At 43.5% G+C, this 24542-nt stretch carries 9 protein-coding genes; 5 read left to right on the plus strand and 4 right to left on the minus strand.

What is annotated here, in order from left to right; all coding sequences use genetic code 11:
- Nucleotides 1–14 precede the first annotated feature (14 nt).
- Both FPK91_RS16755 and FPK91_RS16760 read right to left on the minus strand, forming a co-directional pair.
- The gene (locus FPK91_RS16755) at nt 15–2318 is read right to left on the minus strand and encodes an aminotransferase class V-fold PLP-dependent enzyme (RefSeq protein ID WP_144212578.1); all 2304 of its coding nucleotides are present in this window, start codon (nt 2316–2318) and stop codon (nt 15–17) included.
- Between the two features lie 424 nt (nt 2319–2742).
- Entirely contained in the window at nt 2743–3204 is a 462-nt protein-coding gene (locus tag FPK91_RS16760) for a YhcH/YjgK/YiaL family protein (protein WP_144212580.1), read from the minus strand.
- Between the two features lie 198 nt (nt 3205–3402).
- On the opposite strand from FPK91_RS16760, the gene FPK91_RS16765 reads away from it, so the two are divergent.
- From FPK91_RS16765 to FPK91_RS16785, 5 genes are all read left to right on the plus strand, one after another.
- The gene (locus tag FPK91_RS16765) at nt 3403–4458 is read left to right on the plus strand and encodes a patatin-like phospholipase domain-containing protein (protein ID WP_144212582.1); all 1056 of its coding nucleotides are present in this window, start codon (nt 3403–3405) and stop codon (nt 4456–4458) included.
- Between the two features lie 442 nt (nt 4459–4900).
- Nucleotides 4901–5479 (plus strand): LON peptidase substrate-binding domain-containing protein, encoded by a 579-nt coding sequence (locus FPK91_RS16770; RefSeq protein WP_144212584.1) that lies wholly within the window; start codon nt 4901–4903, stop codon nt 5477–5479.
- Nucleotides 5480–5622: 143 nt separating this feature from the next.
- A complete protein-coding gene (locus tag FPK91_RS16775) occupies nt 5623–6639 on the plus strand; it encodes a pseudouridine synthase (RefSeq protein ID WP_144212586.1) in 1017 nt (338 codons plus the stop codon).
- 66 nt (nt 6640–6705) lie between these two features.
- Nucleotides 6706–8241, plus strand: a complete 1536-nt coding sequence (locus tag FPK91_RS16780) for an EAL domain-containing protein (RefSeq protein WP_144212588.1) — start codon at nt 6706–6708, stop codon at nt 8239–8241.
- A 335-nt stretch (nt 8242–8576) separates the two neighbouring features.
- Nucleotides 8577–9569, plus strand: a complete 993-nt coding sequence (locus FPK91_RS16785) for a lipid A deacylase LpxR family protein (protein WP_227006601.1) — start codon at nt 8577–8579, stop codon at nt 9567–9569.
- Between the two features lie 121 nt (nt 9570–9690).
- Here FPK91_RS16785 and FPK91_RS16790 read toward each other — a convergent pair whose 3' ends face one another.
- Both FPK91_RS16790 and FPK91_RS21145 read right to left on the minus strand, forming a co-directional pair.
- Nucleotides 9691–23427: a VCBS domain-containing protein gene (locus tag FPK91_RS16790; RefSeq protein ID WP_227006774.1), complete on the minus strand. Its 13737-nt coding sequence runs from the start codon at nt 23425–23427 to the stop codon at nt 9691–9693.
- Nucleotides 23428–23506: 79 nt separating this feature from the next.
- Nucleotides 23507–24538, minus strand: a complete 1032-nt coding sequence (locus FPK91_RS21145; protein ID WP_227006602.1) for a hypothetical protein — start codon at nt 24536–24538, stop codon at nt 23507–23509.
- Between the last annotated feature and the right edge of the window lie 4 nt (nt 24539–24542).

The following is a 24542-nucleotide window of genomic DNA, read 5'->3' on the forward strand; positions in this document are numbered from 1 at the left end:
CTCGCTCACTTTTACTAACTGAGCGCATAACCCCCTTTAAGGTGGGCAATATTGTCAAAACCTAAGCGCTGCATAGCTTGAGCGGCTACCATCGAGCGGCTACCACTGCGACAAACCAATACCCATGGCTTATGTTTTTCATGTTGATGTTGCTGAATAAACTGCACTAAACGCGTCAATGGCACATTTTCACTGGAGCTGGTGGTATGTTGCAGTGCATATTCGTGGGGCTCACGGATATCAATCAAGGTAACCTGGTGCTGAGATAATGCGGTATTGAGACTGTCAGCATTGTATTCAGTAATACAGTGTGCAGACGAGGCATTAGCGGGTAATGCACCACAAAGGATTTCAGTACCTGACTCATCACATAATTGGCTATCAAGCAGGGCTTTTTGAGCTTCAAATTGCGCTAGAGACAGTTCACCATTTAAGGTATTCGCCAATAACGTATTACGGCAACACTCTGCCATTAATGAGGTCGTGAACTCATTATTATAGTCGTGGCTGGCACAAATTAAAGTGTGATTACCAATTAGTGTATGAAGCTGTTTAAGACTATTGAACATGGCTTTGGCGCTACTGCTGTCAAAGTTGGTTCTACCTAAACTGCCCATTAAAATGGTGTCACCACAAAAGGCAAATTGGCATTGCTGGCTTAATGGTTTCGATTGCAGTGCATCGGCACATAACAACAAGCTGATACTATCAGCGGTATGCCCAGGCGTTGCTACTTTCACTAGCGATTGATTGCCGATCTTGATGTATTCAAAAGTCTCATTGGCTTCTGAGTGAGTGTTTACCGTTTGTGGCCAACCTAAATGGTCAGTTAACTGCATCGGTAAATGTCTATCTGCAAGGAATTGTCTGCTTGAATCATGGTCTGCATGACCATGGGTATCGATAACAGCGACCAACTCTAGCTGTTGGCATTGTAGTAGGGTATCTAAACGTTCATTAAGTTCTGGCAATGGGTCGATAATGATGGCTTGTTTACTTTGCTGGTCAGCATAAATCCAAGTACAGCTCGGGCCTGAGCGTAATTGAACCAAACCATTCAATGGCTGCTTCTCACTAATTTCACCAGTGTCTAAAATCATACAACTGTGAGTCAGCGCTTTAGCCGCTGATTGAATTCGAGTGCAGGCTTCATCGACTTGCTCTTGGGTCATTGCTGGCCCAAATGACATTCTAATAGCCGCTTCACTTTGCCATTGAGGCAATCCCATCGCATCTAATACAAAGCTACGGGTGACTTTTGATGAGCAAGCGGAACCTGAACTTACGCGAATATTGGCAGCATCAAACAAGTCCATGATCTCTTTGCTGCTAAAACCTTCAATAGCAAAATTAAGGGTTGTTGGCACACTATTAGTAAAACTATGGTTGAACACCACCGCAGGAAAAGCGTGTTCAAGGGTATCAACAAATTGCTGCTGGTAACGCCTTAGGGTATCAACATCTGCAAACTGAGTTAATTGCTTAGGATCTGCTTGATTGTCATGGGTGTTTAACAGCATATCAAAAATGACATTAATCGCTGCCATACCGGGTAAGTTTTCAGTGCCAGATCGCAAGCCGCCTTCTTGGCCCCCACCAGCAATAATCGGAGTAAACGGGGCGTTCTCGCGAATATAAACAAAACCAATGCCTTTAGGCGCATACAATTTATGACCGCTAAAAGGGGCGTAATCAATGCTGGTTTTTGATAGGTTAAGCGCTGTTTTACCCAGAGCCTGAACACAATCTACTAACCAATATATGCTCGGGTTTGCCTGGCGAATAACCTTATCCAGTTGCGCAAGGTTTTGATATACCCCGGTTTCATTATTCACAGCCATGGTGCAAATCATTAAAGCATTTGGCGCTTCTTGTGCAATAAACTCGTGATCAAGATTACCGAGATGATCCACTGGAATCGCTTTGATGTCAGCGTTGATTTCTAAAATACTATTCCAGTGCTTTAGCGATTCAGGTACCGCTTTATGTTCAGTTGCACCGTAAAGTAGGCTGTATGTTTGATCGTGCTTCATCATCTTTTTAGCGGCAACTAAAGCTGAAATGATCGCTGTTTGGATCCCTTCAGTTGCACCACTAGTAAAGATAACCGTTCCTGATTCTGCACCAATAACTTGTTTGGCTTTTATGCGAGTCTGTTCCATCAGATTTTTTGCTTTAAGCCCGGTGATATGACTACTACTGGGATTGCCGAATAAGGTTTCCATAGTGGCTAATGACGCTTGGGCGGCTTGGGGTAATACCGGTGTGGTGGCATTGGCATCTAAATAAATCTGGCTTAATTCCGTTGAGCTTTTCATAAGATAGTGACTCGCAAATTGATTAGTTTGTATATAGCTTTTAGTTATAACTAATTTCTTGCGGTTATATTAGCAGGTTAAAAATATCGATCAAGATCACATTTTTACTTTTTACGAAACAGCTAATTCTCAAAATAACGCCTAAAAAATAGCTTGCTGGAATTGTCATTGGTCAGAAAGACCATGTTTTAGCGGTTAAGGAATGCTCTGTAATTTATCGATATAGTTTTAAATGGCAGCAGCACTTGCGTGGTTAATCTGATTTTTTGTGGGGTATTTGGGATTTAATTTTGGCAGTTTATGTTTCGAGAGTCAGATGACACAGCAGGAGTCTTTTGATATTGAACTCTTAAATCAAAAAAGGAATAAAACGATTAGGCTTATTCCTTTTTTATAATGTGGAAGGTTTTATTGTTATTAAAAATTATATTTTGACTTTAATGACTACTTTTCTGACATCTTGGGGCGTGTCACTGGTACCGGGCATATGCATGTCATCAGGGAAAAATATCGCAAACATACCTGCTTTTAACGGAATAAATGCCGCCTGGTCTTTGTTAGATTCATAATCAAATTCAGTAAAATCATGCTCGGTATGATAAGGCGCTAACGGGGTTTGATCTGCAAGAGGTACATAGCCAAACTCTTCTTCGCCACTCACCACATACTGCACATCAATATAACGTTGATGCACTTCAAAAGGTTCCGTGTGTTTAGGTTTAGTTTGGTAATCATTGACGATAACAAAAATATCTTTGCCTTCAAGCGGGTAACTGCCGACTTCATACTGGCTGAAATCAGTCGCAGCTAAATGAGCGAGTGCTGTTGATAATCTAGGGCTTAAAGGATGATAAAGCTGATGATTTGATAGGGTATCGACAATCATGATGAGTCTCTGCGTGAAAGTAGTAGGGTTATTATCGCTTAATAATTCCTAGCGCACCATCTCGAACATCCACTTCAAGCGTTTATAAACACACAGCTATAGCTGATAAACAAACGCACTTAGACAAAGCATCCCCCAGTTAGTTATGATGAGTTGTTGATTGGCAAGGATGATATACATAACTCAATAGGACATATAGTGGCAGCATTACGACTACTGGCAGGTAAAACCGCATTTAAACAAATTGAGCAAAATGGCTTACAACAATCGATGTTTAGTCAATTGTTTGCAGCATCTGGTGGCCCCAAATGGATTGGCGTTGCAGGACTTGATAAATACTTATTTAGTGAGTTTTTTAACGAAAGGCAATCGCCGCTTTATACCATGGGCGCTTCATCTGGAGCCTGGCGTTTAAGCTGTTTAGCACAGAATAATCCCTTAAATTCCTATCATCGTTTTGAAGATAACTACATTGAACAACGTTACGAGACCGTGCCGTCTCGTCAAGAAGTTACCGAACAAGTTGAGCGTGTCATTAGCGGTATTTTAGGCGCCGATGGTGCGATGGAAATCGTCAATAATCGTATTATACAAAGCCATTTTGTGGTGTGTAAGGCTAAGCATTTAAATGCCGGTCGGTCTAAAGGTAAGTTGGCTGTAGGACTTGCCGCCACAGCATTATCGAATGCAATAAGTCGTCGAAGTTTAGGTTGGCACTTTGAGCGATTGGTGTTTAGTCATCAGCAAGTTAAATCCCCTTTTTCACAATTATCCGATCTGCCGACAGAGCATGCGCAACTGACTCGCAGCAATATCAATCAAGTATTGCTCGCGACAGGATCTATCCCATTATTATTAGCGCCAGTCACTCAAATTAATGGTGTGAGTGATGGTCATTATTATGATGGTGGTATTACGGACTATCATTTTGATATGCCGTTACACGAGGAAGAGGGCTTAAGTTTATATCCTCATTTTTACCCTTATATGAGCCCTGGTTGGTTCGATAAATCACTAAAGTGGCGCCGCGCTAAAAAGCATTATCACAATGCACTTATTCTTGCTCCCACAGCTGAGTTTATCGCTTCTTTGCCATATCAAAAAATCCCCGATAGAGAAGATTTTAAGCATCTTGATACTGATGCGCGAATTGCTTATTGGCGTGAGTCGGTTAAGCGCAGTGAGCAACTGGCTATTGAGTTTGCTGATATTGTTGCCAACCAATCAATGATGGATCATATCGAGCGACTCTAAGTTACTTTTAGCTGCATTGAACTGTATTAGGCTATTTAAGCGGGATTTGAGACGTTTTATCCGTGTATTGTGCAAGCTTATGGCCTAGTTTGATCATTTATTGAAACTATTTCGTAAATACCCCTGTCTAATAATTAACCGTGTTTTACAAGTAGCCTTGCTTAATAAACCGTCTGGTAAATAACTCGCTTTGTTGTTGGTTAATTATTGGTTGTGAGCTGTGAGCTTGTCTCAGTTGCTCATTAAGCTAATCAAAAAGGCTGAAAATCTGCGCTATTCTCGCAAATATAGCGTTGGCTGCTAGACTTAATTATCTTTTAAATATGACAACTTGTTGATTTTTATTGCCCCTTGATGGCAGGTGCCGATAACGCTGCAAGCTTTGCTCTAGTTGCCACAGTGGTTAATCGTGGCTGCTAGCATCGTTGTAATGGAGGTTGCTATGCAAACGATAGAAATGACGCTATTTATCCAAGAAGCGGTAATACTTCCTGGTGGTCGGCAAGAAATGAGGATGGTTTCTCCTCATCAGCTTGCTATGGTTGCTAGTGTGCTAAAAGGCCACTATCGATTGGCGTTAGCAGCCACAAAAAGTAACAGTTATCCTCCTTGTTATGATATCGCCACAGAGTGTGAAATTATCGACTTTCATCAGCTAAGCGATGACTCACTTAGTATTGTGCTGGAAGGACGACAACGGGTTAAAATTCTGTCAGCGGCGCAGTTGAAAGATCAAAGTTGGATTGCGCGGACCTTGCCTTGTCAAAATTGGCAACATGAGCCAATTGCTGAAGAGTTTGAAATCATCAGCGCAGCTTTAGAGCAGTTTTATGAAGTGAATCCCGACCTGTTAGACTTGTATAACCAAGTGCATTTAGAAGATGCTGCATGGGTGAGCCAGCGTTGGCTAGAGGTTTTACCTATGTATAATCGGGATAAGTTACTGTTAGTGGATCAACCCAATTGCCACAAGACAATGGACTTTGTACTGCAACTGCTTAAATCTCATGTGGATGGCTGATTTGTGTGTGCTTTCTTATGTTGTCGTTGTGCACTTACGGCATTTACCTTAATTCGGCAGTTTAAGTGCCTGCTTAAGTTCATTTATCTGCATATTGTCAGTTATACTAACCGATAATATTTAAGCTACTTATTAATTAACCTATGTCGTCAGATACCTCTGCCAGAGCCGCTCAACCTTCTTATGTTGTTCTGCCACAAGTTGCTCATCCATCAAAAACCAAGCAATCTAACAATAGCGACATAGCAGCATCTAAAGCTAATATATCAATGCCGAAAACCGTCGTTGAGTTTTTAGTGTCACACTTTTCTCGAATCCCTCAACAAGTATGGTTAAAGCGAATTGAAGCAGGCAAAGTGCATTGGGCTGATGGCAGTTTAATTACTCAAGATACTGCGTATCGTCCAGCGACAAGGGTATATTACTATCGAGAGGTTGAAGCTGAAACTAAGATCCCTTTCTTACAAAAAATATTGCACCAAGATGAACATTGCATATTGGTGTTTAAACCGCACTTTTTACCCGTCACCCCCAGCGGTAATTTTGTCAATGAATGCCTTATCCATCGACTGAGAATCGCCACGGGTATTGATACTATTTCACCCGCACACCGACTTGATAGGCCAACTGCTGGCGTCATGCTAATGACGGTTAATCCTGAGACAAGACACGCATATCATAGCCTTTTCAGTGACGGGAAGATTAACAAGCAATATCAGGCAATTGCTGAAATTACGCCTGAATTAATGGCGCAGGATCAGGCCGGTGAATTGAAACTACCAATACACTGGACAGTTAAAAACCGCATGGTGAGATCCACTCCGAGCTTTTTAATGAAGGTGATAGAAGGTGAGGCGAATACCCATTCTGAAATTAGCCTGATTGCGATTAAGGGATCTAGAGGTTTGTTTGAACTGAGCCCGATAACGGGCAAAATGCATCAATTGAGAGTACATATGATGTCATTAGGTATGCCACTAGAAAATGATGCTAATTACCCCAACTTAGCTCCTAAAAGTGCAGATGACTTTAGTAAACCCCTGCGGTTAATTGCTAAGAGATTGACCTTTACTGATCCCCTAAGCAATATAGAGAGAATGGTGAGTTGCCAGGGCTATGACGCTGAGTTTGATATTGTAGAAAATGATTCTCATCAATAATGCCTAGTAAGCTGAGTTTTAAAATTCATCAATATAGATACTAGATAAAATGGAATTTACTAAATCATGGAAAGAATTAAATGTGTTGCTGTATTCGCCATCTTTTTTGTGGTCTTTATTTTTGGCAGCAAAGCAATTGATAACATTATTGCTGATGAGCTCATTAATAGAGACGCCTCAATATTATCCGAAAAGCTGATTATGTACATTAGGGATTCAGCTGAAGATTTAAGAGCACTGCCAGCACTTGATGATCAATTTGAATGCACGTCAGAAACCAGGGCATTATTGAGAAAAACTATTTTTCAATCAACGTTTATCCGCTGGACAGCGGTGATGGATAACCTCAATGTGCTGTGTTCTTCTGAAGATATTGTCAGGGATTACGACTCTCTCGCTAAGCATAAAATTGGCGAGAATTTAAATATGGCCGTCATGGATAAAGACGATTCAGATCTACATGAATTATTTTTATCGCATAATTCCGGTCAATTAAAATATGTGGCCAGTATCGTACCGATGAATCCACGATATTTTGTCCACGTATATTGCGAGGATTGTTTAGAATATACCATTACCATTGATGGCCTTAATGACAACCTTGCCGCTGTGCCAGTTCTGGAGTTTGGCTTTGATGAATTTGAAGGTGCACATGTTGTTACTGAAAAAATCACCCATAAAAATGAGTATTATATCGCCACCTTTACTTTATCTGGTAATGAGGAATATCTTGCTCAATATCAATCTTTAAATTGGTGGGTGAGTGGCTTTATTAGTTTCTGGTTGGCTTTAGGTGTTGCTGTGGCCTATTGGTACTGGAGAAATGCTTATGGTTCAACGCGTTCACACATAAGAAATGCGATAAAGCATAATGAGTTTATTCCATTTTTTCAGCCTGTTATCAATGGGAATACTAACGAACTGGTTGGTGTTGAAGTCTTAATGCGTTGGCGCCAAGCTAACGGTGATTTAATTCCCCCTAATCAGTTTATCCCATTCGCAGAATCCGCCGGTCTTATTGTTGATATGACATACTCTATGCTTGATGTTATGGCGGAAGATATACATAAAATGGGTCATCAAGTTAAGCCACTATTCTTTAGTATTAACATCGTTCCAGCACATTTGCATGATGATAAGCTGTATGTCTATATCAAGGCATTAATCGCATCTGGAAAGTTAGGCCAACACCGGATTTCATTAGAGATAACTGAGCGCCAACCTATTACGGATTTAGTTAAAGCACGTCAGATGCTTGATTATTTTTATGCGATAGACGTGGATTTAAAGTTGGATGATGCCGGAATGGGCTATGGCGGTTTCAGCTATGTGCAAAAGTTAGGTATTAGCACATTAAAAATTGATAAAGCCTTTATTGATACTATTGGCGTTAAAGATAACTTCAATGAAAAAACCCTCGATGCCATTATTTCTTTTGCGAAAAAGTCCGGTTTAAGTGTGATTGCTGAAGGAGTGGAAACAGAGCAGCAGTTAACGTATTTAAAAACCCAAGGCGTTGATTTAATCCAAGGCTATTTCTTCTCAAAACCGCTGGATGCAGATGACTTTTTTGAGCACTATAGTTCGTTAGTCGCTTCGTAAAAGAAGGCGGATTACAGGTCAATTATTGGTTGATTATGGGTTAATTCAGCAATGTACTCGATAAAAGATTGCTTAATCAACAATTACTCAACCTGATAATCGTCAACCATTAGGTTGAGTTACATTTAGATATTTATACTGCGGTCATGTTTTTCTTGCAAATAAAATGCGCTAACAATCACCGTGGTGTTATCGAACTGTCATTGCAATGCTTAAAGCTTTACCCATTTTGATTATTTGATAAAAATAGATTGAGTGACTTACTTGAAACGCTAGACTGAACTTGGGTTAATTGAATTCCCATTGAACGTTTTCTGGTTGATTAAGGGGCTATTTTGGGTAACAAAGACATAACTGCAGTATCGTTGCTATTAATGGCATCCACGATGTTCATGCCCAATATTGTCAATGCCGATCAACTTTATTTTAGCTTTGATAATGATATCGTTACCGGCGCAGATGGTGATTACTCCAATGGTTTTGTCATTGGTTGGCATGCAAAGCCAGAACAAAATTTTTCAGCGGCTGCATCGGTCTTTCAATGGCAGTCTGCACTTTTATTCCCTCAACAAACACAGCAAACACATCGTGGTGCTCAGTTATATAGCCGAATGTGGACTCCTACCGAAATCGCCTATGACTATCCGCAAGCACAAGAAAGACCTTATGCAGGTCTATTGGAGTTAGAAAGTTATACCGGTGTGTTTAGCCCATCACTGGCACAAAAAAATTGGTTGTCTGTTGGTGTTATGGGGCCTGCATCTGGTGCTGAAATGCTGCAATCAGTGGTGCATAAAATCACTTCATCGACTAAACCGGGTGGCTGGGATTACCAAATAGAGAATCAGCTGACATTTCAACTTGCTTACGAAGTCGAAGCTTTACTCACTCGTCAGCAAGCATTTGAAAATAGTCAGTGGGATTTAAGCGCATTTAATCATTCGATGGCGGGGAATTTTCGTTCTCAATCGAGTGTCGGTCTCACCTTGCGTTGGGGGGATGACTTAGACCAAACCTTTGGCCAACTTTCAAGTCAGGCTGGTCACTTAGGAAATTATACTCATTCCGCTAACTCTGATGGAAGCTGGACGGCTTATGCAAGGGTACAGGCTGGATATCGGTTTAATGATTTAACCATTGATGGTGATTTACCTTATGAGTCAGCGCTTGAAATCAAGCATGAACAAGCGCAAGCAAGTTTAGGGGTGATATGGGCGTTTCCCACATGGTCTGTGAGTTGGAGTTTTGATTTTTATAGCAAAGAATATCAGTCTGATGTGGACGATTGGCATGGTTATGGGGTGATAAGCTATAGTAAAGTGCTTTAATTTTATTCAATAATCTTCGCAGTTATTTAGCTCATCTCCAACGCACTTAAACTCAACATTATTGTTGAGTTTAAGTGCCGTGTTTACCTGAGAGTGTCAACTCGGACGGTTGTATCAGTCGCTAAAACTGATTATGCATATCGTTTAATGCTTGATGAAGTAAGTCATCATCATTAGCTTGATTAGCATCATGTTGTGCTATCGAATCGTCATTTGGATTGTGTTCTTCCAGTTGCTGATGATCATTTTTATCATCATCTAATGGGTTTTCAAAGGCATCGACTTGGCTGGTATCAAGCATATCTGTTTGTGGATCGCTGCTACTTAACGCGTGCATATCAGGCAAACCTGCAATGGATGGTAAATCAGTGGCAGGGGCAACATCGGTGTGACTTAAACCTACCATTTGTAAGTAGTGATCGATTGGCGCACTTGCTGTTGCGCTCATTGCTGCAGCAGGTTGTGATATTGGTATTGGCTCTGATTCAGTATGAGCAGAGCCATCATTTGAGGGCTCCTGCTCGGTATTATCTTGTTTAGTATCATTCTGCTCAGCGCTATCCTGCTTAATAGCATTTAGCTCAGTATTTTTATCTTGCTCAGTATTAGCATCTGCACCATCAACAACGATATCGTTTAAGTTTATGCTGACCTCAGTAATGGCTTCACTCTGAGGCTCATCATGGGCATCAGCTGCTGAAGGTTGGGGCGATACAGGGTGACTAAAGGTTGGAGTCACCGTCATATCGAGCACTTCAGAACCTAATGTCAGCTTACCACTATGGCCTGGTCCACGGCTTAATATGCTCACTTGAACATGCATGATGACATCATCATGATGTGATCCCTGCAGCGCAACCTCAAACTTATCCTCGTGCACGCCAACATTGGTGGCTGAGCCATGGGGACCAGTATGGGTGTCGGCATGTTCTTGGTAGTTTAACTGACCTGTTTTGGGGTTTATCGATAAAGTACCCCATTGGCTGGTAAAGGAGGTTTGATAATGGCCATTAACCAATATTTTCCAACCTTGCTCGGCAACAGGAACTGGTGTTTGTGTTGGCAGTAACGTAGGTGCACCCAAAGATGCACCGATATGATGGCTGCCTGGTGGGGCAGTCACCACGATAGGTTCAGGTTTTGCTCCAGCGGCGATATTGAGTGCTGAATTAACGTTACCGTGCTCATCCGTCATGATGGCTTTGACTATGCTGCTGGGCGCCACTTCAAGGGCGATACCGTGGGCTAAACTGTTGGCGTCCAGTACATGGTCAACGCCGTTAATATTAAGATGCTCCCCGACTTGTGCGTCAGTTGCTGCATGAATTGTCGCGGTAATCGTACCTGCATGACCTTGAGCGATTTCGGCTTTACTGTATGCGTTGTCATTGCCTGGGCTTTCGAAGGTAATGGTTGGCATACCGACTTGTGTGTCGCTGCTATAGTGCATGACTTGGCTGGCGTTAGCTGGATTACCTGCGCTGTCAGTAGTTACAACACTAGCTGTTATTGATGAACTCGATGCTAATTCAATGCCTGCGATGTTGACGCTAAAGTGGCCACTGGCATCAACGGTTGCACTATAGCTATGTTGCTCGACGACTAGACTGACACTATCACCTTGATGTGTATCGCCACTGACTTGACCTGTCACGCTGATATCCGCGCCACTCTCTTGTGCGTTAATCACATTATCGCTAGTGATGGGGTCAAGCTTGATAGTTGAGCTGGCTTGAGTATCAACTTGAATATCAACGACTGATGATACTGCAGGTAATATTGATGATGGTGCTAGGGCTTTGGCTGACAGATTATGAAGCCCTTCAGCTAAGCTCGATAAGGTCGCGTTATAGTCGCCACTGGCATTAGATAGCGCATGACCCACCGGAGTATTTCCGTCATAAATTGTGACCGTTGAGAACGGAATATCAGTATGACCTGTGACGGTTGGTGTGGTGTCATTAGTTAAGTCATCATGATTGCTACTACCTGAGTCGCTAGTGGCGCTGAGATCGATACTGACATGGTTGCTGGGTGGAGTTGCAACGCTATGCCCAGTGGGCAGCGTGTTGCTAACTATAGGTTGGTTAGTAACACTGCTACTGATGACAAGGGTACCTGCTGTTGTGCTGCTCACCGTGGCCTCGGCACTAAAGCTGATATATTTGCTCGCAACGCCGCCATGGTGATCGCTTACTTGTACTTCAAATACGTCAACACCGCTATAGGTTGCAGTGGCAGGATTATAGTTCATCTGTGCGACTGAGTTGTTTTGGGTATAGGTGTAGGCGCCGCTGTCAGGGTCAATAGACAGGCTACCAAACTGGCCAGTTAGCTGCGGCGCTGAGAAGCTAAGCGTGTCACCGGTATCTACGTCAGTCGCCACTAAATGGCCTTGAGTGTGGCTGGTTTGATTGATGCTAAGGAGCGGTTGGTCATTGACTGCAGTCACGGTTAGCACCGCAGTATGGGCTGCGGAGTCTTGATGACCGTCGCTAGCAACGTAACTGAAATGTGCATCACCATTAAAATTTGCCGCAGGTTTGAAAATTAGCTTATCAATATCGTTAGCATCGATAGCTTGCCCTTGTGTTACTCCATGACCATTTAGCCACAATGAGCCAGTGGCCGGATCGGGCAGCTGATTAATGCTCAAATGATCAAATGCATCACTATCGCTATCTTGATAGCCAAAACTTGCCGCAGTAAATTGAAAGTCAGTATCTTCTGCAGTGCTGGCTGTGAATGTTTGTACCCTTGGCTGGTGGTTGGCATTGATATGGATATCTAGCATATTTTGACTATTGTCTTGATAGTCGCCATGGGTATCAACAACACGATAGATAAACCCTGGCGTATCGCCACTAAAGCTTGGATCGGGGGTAAAGGTATAGTCACCATTACTGGCTATAGTGATATGACCAACACCTTTGATGTTGGCATCTTGCCCAGAGTGAACGGTCACATAGTGCTGCGTGGTTGGATCTTTAAACTGTAGATCTTGTAATACTAACTGCGCACCGTCATCCACGTCAGTAGCACCTTGCAGTAAGTTACCCGTTACCGGTCCACTAAATTGTGCTGAATTGGCATCAAAGGAATGGATTAAAGGTTTATCACTGGTTCCGACTATAACCACTTCAGCTTGCTGACTTGATTGATGCGTTGAGCTACCTGCGCCTTCTTGCAGCTGGTAGTTGACCCAAATCTTGTGTTGAGCCCCATTAGCAAGGTGATCGTACGCTGCATTAGCAGGGTCAACCTCCAAAGTATGTCCGTCTGCGCCAAGGCTAAATCCCGCTGGAATTTGACTGTTAAAATTGACGCCATCGGTAGAGTATTGCAGCTGACTAATACCGTTACCTTGAATACCAGCGAAGAGATCTAGGCCTTGCGTCGCCCCAGCTTCTTGCAGCTGTAAACTTGGGGTATCGCTGTGGCCATTGATGGTAATTGCTATGGTTTGGCTAGCAGTACCATCGGGCGAAGTCACCGTTATTGTGTCTGTTAATTGCTGCCCAGCGCTCAACATATTAACCAGGGGCGAGGCGTTATTAAGCGCATAATGCCAACTGCCATCTTGATCGACTGTGAGCTGACCATATTGGCCGGATATTTGAGTATTACTGGCAAATTTATCTTCGCTAGCATCGGGGTCGACCAAGGTCAACTGGCCAGATATCACGCTGGTGGCCGAATCTTCAGTAATTGAAGCGCTAGTGCTTGATTGCGTCTGTCCATCAATGGTAGCTGCATCATTGACTGGGCTAATGTGCAGCGTGTTGCTTGCTTTAACTGAATCTACATGGCCGTCGTTAACGGTGTATGAAAAGCCTACATCACCATTAAAGTTATGTGCTGGCACAAATTGTAGTTTGCTTATATCGCCTGCAGCAATCACCTGATTGGCGCTAATAGCTTGGCCATCCAGCATAAATTTACCCTGCAGCGGGTCGGGTAAGTCCGTTATGGAAACTGAATGTAGCGTATCTTTGTTATCGACATCAGTGAATCCAAACTGGTTGGCTTGCATTTGATAGCTGATATCTTCACTGCCGTCAGCTAGTGTGTGAACACTAATGGCAGGAGCATCGTTAGTACCGACCACATCAACGGTAATGTTATGGGTATCGCCGCCTCTTGAGCGCACTTGGTAAGTGACTTGAATTGTTTCACCTTCAGCAAGATGATTTAAGTTGGCATTAGGTACCGAGTAGGTCCAATCGCCCGCACGGCCGATACTTAAATGACCATGCAAAGGATCGCTAACGGCTTGCACATTTCTGCTTGCGACAAACGCGCTTTCATTAGCATCAGGATCAGTGACATTGAGTACACCTGACACTGCCACGCTTTGGTCTGCATCTCCTTCAACGTGTCGATCTTCTTTAATCGCGCCGCTGTCAGTATGGCTGAATGTTGCGGCATCACCTACTGCTGCAAGGGTGGTTGTAGCACCTGTATGAGTGAGGCCGCCATGAGCATCTTTCACGTCATAGGTGAAATGGACTTGACCGTTGTAGTCTTTTTCAGGGGTAAAGCTGAAACTGCCATCGGCATTAATCGCAATAGAGCCATGATCGGGGTGTAGATTTTCAATGGTGAGCAAGCCGATATCATTGTTATCAACATCAACAGTATTGGTAAGTAACTGTGCTAGGGTAATCGTTTGGCGAGTATCTTCAGTTCCAGCATTTAACTGTACTTCTGACGAGCAATAAGGTCGGTCATTACTACCATGAATAGTGATTACAATGTCATGAGTTGTGCCGTCCGCTGACGTTATTGTGACAGTATCGGTTAAGCTTTGCCCTTGACCTAGTTTATCAATTGTTCTGCCTGTTGCATCCTGGCCTATTGATGCGTAATAGCTCCAATCGCCATTGGTTTGTAATATGACCTGACCATAACTTCCGTGATAAACACCTGTTTGAGCATGGGCTTCACCGCTATCGGCATCGTTGATATTAAGGTGGCCGTCGGTATGGATTTGATCATTCCAAAGCTTGCCAATATTGCCATGTTGATGATCGGGCGAGCGATCCCCCACAGAGCTATTAGTGACTGTTCCATCGGCAGCAGTAAAACTATGCCCTTCATGTACATCGCCTGTGCTATCACCGCTAAATGTTGCAACATCTTGTGAGGCTGTTAACGTCAGTCCAGCTTGGGTATGGGTGATGCCACCATGCGCGTCTTTGATGTCATAGTTAAATTGCACGGCACCGTTATAATCTTTTTCCGGTGAGAAGGTGAATGTACCGTCTTTATTATCGATAACCGTTCCATGATCAGCCACTAAATTGGCAATACTTAATTGGCCCACATCATTGTGATCAATGTCTGTTGCGTTGGCGAGTAGCTCAACCGTGCTCAGTTGCATGCTAGTGTCTTCAATTCCCGAAACTATGCGAACTTCGGCGGAAACAACTGGCGCATCATTGGTGCCATGAACTGTTACAGTGATATTTTGATGTGCGCTACCGTCGATAGACTCAACAGAAAATGTTTTTTGGTAAGATTCGCCTTGACCCAAATGCTGAACTTTTGCGTTGTCGATAGTGTAAGCCCAGTTACCGCGAGGATTGATGTAAAAATTCCCTCCTTCTGGTGTCGCTATATTTTGTGCAATAAAACCTGCTTGATCATGGTCGGGATCGATCACATGTAAATTTCCCCCACTCCATATTTGATCAGGTGTGCTTGCTGAAGTGCGATCTTCATAGGCATGTTCAGTGAAACTAGATCCGGGTGAAACTTCAATTCTTGCTTGGTTATCTTCGCCAATCACTTTCACCATGATTGTCAGCTTCTGACCGTCACTGGTTTCAACTTCATAGGGGATCTGCATCGATTCGCCAGTTTTTAAACTAGCAACTTGATCACTGGCGCTTCGATTAAGAGCTGACTGTAAACTAAAGTCATAGGACCCGTTTGGATAAACATTAAAATAACCCGGGTCGTAGCCTTGTCCCAAATAAGTACCACTATGGATAAATTGTGTATTATCGCCACTATCCGGATCGATAAGCTGAAGATTTCCTCTGTACACATTATGTTGGCTATCTAACGTTTGCGTTTCGGTTAATTGAATAACATTAGAGACCAGTGTGGCTTTATCATCAGTACCTTCAATGGTTAAATCAGCTGTTTGTTGAGTGTGACCGCCTTGTCCATCAATTACTTGGTAAGCAATAGTGATTGTTTGTGACTGACCATTAGCTAGGTGTTGATAAGCAGCATTAGTTGCATCAACAATGATCGTATGACCATCTGCATCAATTGATATACCTGGAGGTAACTGTGCCGAATTATGAGTACCATCTATAGAATAAGAGAGTTGGTTAATACTTAATGTATCGCCCTCTTTGTCTGAAGCGCCCAGTAATAAATCTACGGTATGATGATTACTAGCATCTTCTTTAACGGTATCAGTTATTGGTAGAACATCAGGATTATCGTTGATGGCAGCCAGTGTTGTTGAAGCGCCAGTATGTGTGACTCCACCATGAGCATCTTTTACATCATAAGTGAAATGCACTTGGCCGTTGTAGTCTTGATCAGGATGGAAAGTAAATGATCCATCTGCATTTTTAGTGATTGCACCATGATCGGCAGTGACTGAATCAATATGTAATTTATCATTACCATCAACATCGCTCGAATTTACTAATAATTGAGCTTGAGTGAAAATAATATCGGTGTCTTCAGTACCTGTTTGTAATACCACTTCAGATGAAACAACAGGTGCATCGTTGGTACCCGTTACTTTAATGATAATATCTTGTGCAGTGCCGTCGGTCGTATAAACACGATGAGTAACCAATACCTCCTGATTAGCCCCTAAATGCTGAAGCTTGGCGTTATCTACGTCATAGACCCAATTACCTGAAGCACTTATGTGCAAAGATCCGCCAAAGGGATCACTTACGGTGGTGGAACGAGTATATTGGAAACCTTGTTGTCCTGCGTCAGGGTCGGTAACAAGCAGATGGCCTGTTACTTCAATATGATTTTGAGAATAAATATTATGATCTTCAAAAGCACTTCCTGTTATATCTCCGCCGACTATTGCCGCATCATTAACAGCTGAAAGTGTGGTGGTTGCACCTGTATGTGTTATGCCACCATGAGCATCTTTAATGTCATAGCTTAAATGCACTTGACCGTTATAATTTTTCTCTTGAGTGAGGGTAAACGTACCGTCTTTATTGTCTAAGATAGATCCATGATCGGGGTGTAGATTTTCAATGGTGAGCAAGCCGATATCATTGTTATCAACATCAACAGTATTGGTAAGTAACTGTGCTAGTGTAATCGTTTGGCGAGTATCTTCAGTTCCAGCATTTAGCTGTACTTCCGACGAGCAATAAGGACGGTCATTACTACCATGAATAGTGATAACGATATCGTGTGGAGTGCCATCTTTACTGTGGATGGTTATCGTGTCGGTTAGCTCTTCACCCTCGCCAAGTTTATCAATGGCAGTGCCCACCGTACCAGACATAGCGCCGTTATGCTGGTTTCCTGCATTAACGTTATAGTGCCATCCACCATCCGCGTTTAATATAAGTCGGCCGTAGCTGCCGTGGTAGGTATACCCATATCCCTGACCACCACCTTGATTGGTATCAAATTCATTTTCCCCTGTATCGGGGTCAGAGATATTCAACTTACCATCAGCGTATAACATTGCACCCGTCAAATGACTCATACCAGCATGAGCCTGATCAGGCGACATATCTTTACCTGCAGTATTTTCAGTCACACTGCCAGTGTCGACGCCACTGATCATTGCATTGTCTTGAACTGCTGTAAGCGTAGTAATCGCACTTGCATGCGTTACTCCGCCGTGGGCATCTTTGACATCATAGGTAAAGTGAACCTGACCGTTGTAGTCTTTTTCTGGTGTGAAGGTAAAGGTGCCATCGGTATTATTTAACATAGAGCCATGATCGGCATGCAGATTTTCAATAACCAGTAATCCGGCATCGTTTTTATCGACATCGACGGTATTAGTAAGCAGTTGTGCAGTTGTCAGGGTTTGGCGTGTATCTTCGCTGCCACTTTGTAGCACCACCTCAGATGAACAATAGGGTCTGTCGTTACTGCCGTGAATGGTGATAACGATGTCGTGTGTTGTACCATCTTTTGAGTGAACCGTAATAGTATCGGTTAGGCTTTGGCCTTCGCCGAGTTGGTCAATTGCGGTGCCGCGAGTTGTGGGTCTTGCACCAATAGCGGCTCTATGTCCCGCATCAGCATGATAATGCCAGGTGCCATCGGTGAGTAAGATTAGATCGCCATAGGTGCCGTGGTAGTCGTAACCATTGCTACCTTGGCGTTCAAAACCTGATTCACCGACATCCGGATCGGTTATTGTCAGTTTGCCATCGGCATATAGCGTTTTATTGCCAAGTGTGGCTATCCCTGGTTGGGAATAGTCGGGTGACATGTCTGTGCCCGCGGTATTCTCAGATATCGAGCCAGTATCAACGCCAGCAATTTGTGCTTTATCGTCAGTGCCGTTAATGGTCACCGTGATGTTTTGCTCTGTGCCGTCAACACTATGAATCGATAACGTATCCGTTAATGATTCACCGGTTTTTAAGCCTTGAATGGCGATTTGTGAATTGTCGGCGGTGTAGGTCCAATGGCCAAGTTCATTAATTGATAGGGTACCAAATTGGCCTTGCTGTGATGTGGCAGCGAATAGGCTTTGGCCGTTATCAGCATCAGTGACTGTGAGTGCGCCATCTATTCTAAGCTGACCTGAATGGACATCTTTATCTTCGGTTAAACTAGCTGTTGATGTGCCACCAATAATGGCTTTGTCGTCAGTACCATTAATGGTTACGGTGATTTTTTGCTCTGTGCCATCAACCGAGTGAACTAACACTGTATCGGTAACGGATTCACCGGTTTTAAGACCTTGAATACTCGGCTGGGAATTATCGGCGGTATAGGTCCAGTGACCTAAATTGTTAATCGATAAATTGCCAAATTGACCTTGTAATGACGTCGCTGAAAACTGAGCTTGGCCGTTATCTACATCAGTAACATTTAATGCGCCATCAACCCTAAGCTGACCTGAATGAACATCCTTATCTTCAGTTAAGCTAGCCGTTGATGTGCCAGCAATAACGGCTTTGTCATCAGTGCCATTAATGGTGACGGTAATTTTTTGCTCTGTGCCATCAACTGAATGTACAAGCACAGTGTCAGTAACGGATTCACCGGTTGTAAGGCCTTGAATATTCGGCTGTGAGTTATTTGCTGTGTAAGTCCAATGACCTAGATTATTGATACTCAAGGTACCGAATTGACCTTGCAGTGATTCTGCTGAAAACTGAGCTTGGCCGTTATCTAAATCGGTAACAGTGAGTGCTCCATCTATTCTAAGCTGGCCAGAATGAACATCTTTATCTTCGATCAGGCTTGCAGTGGAAGTGCCACCAATAACGGCTTTATCGTCAGTACCGTTGATGGTTACGGTAATTTTTTGCTCTGTGCCATCAACGGAGTGAACTAGTACAGTATCGGTGACGGATTCGCCAGTTTTAAGCCCTTGAATACTCGGCTGGGAATTATCGGCTGTGTAGGTCCAGTGGCCTAAATTGTTAATCGATAAAGTGCCGAATTGACCTTGTAAGGATTCTGCTGAAAACTGAGCTTGGCCGTTATCTGAATCGGTAACAGTTAGTGCACCGTCTATTTTAAGCTGGCCACTATGAACATCTTTATCTTCTGTAAGGCTTGCAGTGGAAGTGCCGCCAATAACCGCTTTATCGTCAGTACCGTTAATGGTAATTGTGATTTTTTTCTCTGTGCCATCAACCGTGTGAACTAACACCGTATCGGTGACGGATTCGCCTGTTTTAAGCCCTTGAATACTTTGCAGGGAGTTATCGGCAGTGTAGACCCAATGACCTAGATTATTGATGCTCAGAAGACCGAACTGACCTTGTAGTGATTCTGCTGAAAATTGTGCTTGGCCGTTATCTACATCAGTAACACTTAATACCCCATCAACCCTAAGCTGACCTGAATGAACATCCTTATCTTCGGTTAAGCTAGCCGTTGATGTGCCTGAGATAACCGCTTTATCATCGGTGCCATTGATGGTGATAGTAATTTTTTGCTCTGTGCCGTCAACTGAATGTACAAGCACAGTGTCAGTAACGGATTCACCTGTTCTAAGCCCTTGAATACTTGGCTGTGAGTTATCGGCGGTATAGATCCAGTGACCTAAGTTGTTAATCGATAAAGTTCCGAACTGACCTTGTAGTGATGTAGCGGCGAATTGGCTTTGGCCGTTATCAACATCAGTGACTGTGAGTGCGCCATCTATTCTAAGCTGGCCAGAGTGGACATCTTTATCTTCGGTTAAACTGGCTGTTGATGTGCCACCAATAACGGCTTTATCGTCAGTACCATTGATGGTGACGGTGATTTTTTGCTCTGTGCCATCAACTGAATGTACAAGCACAGTGTCAGTAACTGATTCACCTGTTTTAAGACCTTGAATAGTCGGCTGAGAGTTATCGGCGGTATAGGTCCAATGGCCAAGGTTGTTGATACTCAGAAGACCGAACTGACCTTGCAGTGATGTAGCAGCGAATTGGCTTTGGCCATGATCCGCATCTGTTACCGTCAGCGCCCCATCTACTCGAAGCTGTCCACTATGAACATCTTTATCTTCGGTCAGGCTTGCCGTACTGGTTCCAGCTATTTGGGCTTTATCATCAGTGCCGTTGATGGTGACTGTGATTTTTTGTTCTGTGCCGTCAACTGAATGTACAAGCACAGTGTCAGTAACAGATTCACCTGTTGTAAGACCTTGAATAGTCGGCTGAGAGTTATCGGCGGTATAGGTCCAGTGACCTAAATTATTGATGCTCAGCGTACCGAACTGGCCTTGCAGGCTTTCAGCGTTGAACAGCGCTTGATTGTTATCTACATCAGTTACGGTAAGTGCGCCATCTATTCTAAGTTGACTTGAATGAACATCTTTATCTTCGATCAGGCTTGCAGTGGAAGTGCCGCCAATAACCGCTTTATCATCAGTACCATTGATGGCGACGGTGATTTTTTGTTCTGTGCCGTCAACTGAATGTACAAGCACAGTGTCAGTAACGGATTCACCTGTTTTAAGCCCTTGAATACTTGGCTGCGAGTTATCGGCGGTGTAGGTCCAATGACCAAGTTCATTAATTGATAGGGTACCAAATTGGCCTTGCTGTGATGTGGCAGCGAATAGGCTTTGGTCATTATCCGCATCAGTTACGGTAAGTGCGCCATCGACTCGAAGCTGGCCACTATGAACGTCTTTATCTTCGGTTAAACTGGCTGTTGAAGTACTACCAATAACCGCTTTATCATCGGTGCCGTTAATGGTGACGGTAATTTTTTGCTCTGTGCCATCAACTGAATGTACAAGCACAGTGTCAGTAACGGATTCACCGGTTTTAAGACCTTGAATAGTCGGCTGAGAGTTATCGGCGGTATAGGTCCAGTGGCCTAAATTATTGATACTCAGCGTACCGAATTGACCTTGCAGTGATTCTGCTGAAAATTGTGCTTGGCCGTTATCTACATCAGTAACACTTAATACCCCATCAACCCTAAGCTGACCAGAATGAACATCCTTATCCTCGGTTAAGCTAGCCGTTGATGTGCCTGAGATAACCGTTTTATCATCGGTGCCGTTAATGGTGACGGTAATTTTTTGCTCTGTGCCATCAACTGAATGTACAAGTACAGTGTCAGTAACGGATTCACCGGTTTTAAGACCTTGAATAGTCGGCTGAGAGTTATCGGCGGTATAGGTCCAGTGACCTAAATTATTGATACTCAGGGTACCGAGCTGACCTTGCAGACTTTCTGTGTTGAACTGCGCTTGATTATTATCTACATCAGTAACATTTAATGTGCCATCAACCCTAAGCTGACCTGAATGAACATCTTTATCTTCAGTTAAGCTAGCCGTTGATGTGCCAGTAATAACGGCTTTGTCATCAGTGCCATTAATGGTGACGGTAATTTTTTGTTCAGTGCCATCAATACTATGAACTAGCACTGTATCGGTGACGGATTCGCCTGTTTTAAGCCCTTGAATACTCGGCTGTGAGTTATCGGCGGTATAGATCCAGTGACCTAAGTTGTTAATCGATAAAGTTCCGAACTGACCTTGTAGTGACATCGCTGAAAACTGAGCTTGGCCGTTATCTAAATCGGTAACAGTGAGTGCGCCATCTATTCTAAGCTGGCCAGAGTGGACATTTTTGTCTTCGGTTAAACTGGCTGTTGATGTGCCACCAATAACCGCTTTATCATCGGTGCCGTTAATGGTGACGGTAATATTTTGCTCTGTGCCATCAACTGAATGTACAAGCACAGTGTCAGTAACGGATTCACCGGTTTTAAGCCCTTGAATAGTCGGCTGAGAGTTATCGGCGGTATAGGTCCAGTGACCTAAATTATTGATACTCAGCGTACCGAACTGGCCTTGCAGTGATGTAGCAGCGAATTGGCTTTGGCCATGATCCGCATCCGTTACCGTCAGCGCCCCATCTACTCGAAGCTGGTCACTATGAACGTCTTTATCTTCGGTTAGGCTTGCCGTGCTGGTTCCAGCTATTTGGGCTTTATCATCAGTGCCGTTAATCGTGACGGTAATTTTCTGCTCTGTGCCATCAACTGAATGTACAAGCACTGTGTCAGTAACGGATTCACCTGTTTTAAGACCTTGAAGACTCGGCTGGGAGTTATCGGCGGTGTAGATCCAATGACCTAGATTATTGATGCTTAGGATACCGAATTGACCTTGCAGGCTTTCTGCGTTGAACTGGGCTTGATTGTTATCTACATCAGTTACGGTAAGTGCGCCATCTATTCTAAGTTGACTTGAATGAACATCTTTATCTTCTGTCAGGCTTGCCTTACTGGTTCCAGCTATTTGGGCTTTATCATCAGTGCCGTTAATGGTGACGGTAATTTTCTGCTCTGTGCCATCAACGGAGTGAACTAACACTGTATCGGTAATGGATTCACCGGTTTTAAGACCTTGAATAGTCGGCTGAGAGTTATCGGCGGTATAGGTCCAGTGGCCTAAATTATTGATGCTCAGGATACCGAATTGACCTTGTAATGATTCTGCTGAAAATTGTGCTTGACCGTTATCTACATCAGTAACACTTAATACCCCATCAACTCTAAGCTGACCTGAATGAACATCCTTATCTTCAGTTAGATTAGCCGATGACACTCCACCAATTTGAGCTGTTTCATTGCTACCGTTAATGCTAATGGTAACTTGTTTTGATACTGGGGTGCCTGAGCTATCAGTTGCTGTGACAGTGAAGGTTTCAACTGCTACTTCTCCCTGATGTAGGGCTAAAGTCGTTGCTGAATGATTGTCTAAAACGTATTGCCATTCTCCAGATTTTGGGTCAATTATGAGCTGGCCAAATTGACCTATCCCATTTGAGGCCGACCAAGTGATGCTATCGCCATTATCTGGATCGGTAGCTATGAGGTTGCCTGAAACGGTATCAATCGAACCTAGCTCATTGAGACTAGCATGATGTATACCTGAAATTTGTGGTAAATCGTTACTACCTTCTACCTCTACAGCAATGACAGAGCTCACTTTATTACCTTGGCTGTCAGTGGCTGAAATAACAAATTGTTCGGTTTGGTGAGTTCCTTCCGATAATGCATTTGTTTGCTGGTTATTATTATCAAGTTGGTAATGCCATTCGCCAGTTAATTGGTTTAACGTTAACTCACCATATTTACCTTGAGCATTGTCTGTACTCCACAAAACTTGGTTAGCATCAGTGCCTGTAGCTTGCATTACGCCACTCGCAGTACTCACTGCATTATCTTCTTTTAATTGTGCTGCTGATGGTTGACTTGCTATTTCTATTGGGGTTTCATTCGTGCCAGTGCCAGTGCCAGTGCCAGTGCCAGTGCCAGTGCCAGTGCCAGTGCCAGTGCCAGTGCCAGTGCCCAGTGCCAGTGCCAGTGCCAGTGCCAGTGCCAGTGCCAGTGCCAGTGCCAGTGCCAGTGCCAGTGCCAGTGCCAGTGCCAGTGCCAGTGCCAGTGCCAGTGCCAGTGCCAGTGCCAGTGCCAGTGCCAGTGCCAGTGCCAGTGCCAGTGCCAGTGCCAGTGCCAGTGCCAGTGCCAGTGCCAGTGCCAGTGCCAGTGCCAGTGCCAGTGCCAGTGCCAGTGCCAGTGCCAGTGCCAGTGCCAGTGCCAGTGCCAGTGCCAGTGCCAGTGCCAGTGCCAGTAGAGGGAGGGGTAATATCTGGTGTTGGTGCACCTTTTACTATCTCTGTGACTTCATGTGTTGCAGTTTGTGTTGAAGTTTGTGGTGCGATGACATTTGAAACTAAATGAGATGATGAATTAATGGTAAAAGCAGTCTGAAAGTCTTGTTCAGGTAACGAAATCTGAGATGTTCTAAACTGGCTTATGTCTTGGGTTGTGATATTACCATTATGAAAATGTGCCCCCGCTGCTAGTCCTGTTGTTTGAGTTGAACCTGTTTCTACAATAAGCTTATTCATTGGCTGCAGCTGACTCTGAGTCATCGGATTGCTATCAGCGGTTTGACTGGCATTTTTAAGTGTTGAGCTTGTTTGTTGTTGTGGCGTTATGGATGTTTTAATAACGTCTTGCTGAGTCGCTTCTGGATTAGTAGCTGCATTAGAAAAGCCTTCTTCAGTTACTTTATCATCCACTGATGCATTGGCTATATTAGTCTGCCAAGACTTGTCAGCTACAAGGTCATTTTGTCTATTTGGGGTTATGTTTCCCGTATCTCTAGATTCTTTTGCCCGCAACTTTTTAGCATCATTATCAATTTTCTTTATCGCTTGCTGGATTTTCTTTTCTGGCAGATCCTTATTGAGTTTATTTTTTTCATTTGGCTTATTTTTATTATCTTTGCTGTCCGTCGTCATGGGA

Source organism: Shewanella donghaensis (genome assembly GCF_007567505.1).
GTDB lineage: Bacteria > Pseudomonadota > Gammaproteobacteria > Enterobacterales > Shewanellaceae > Shewanella > Shewanella donghaensis.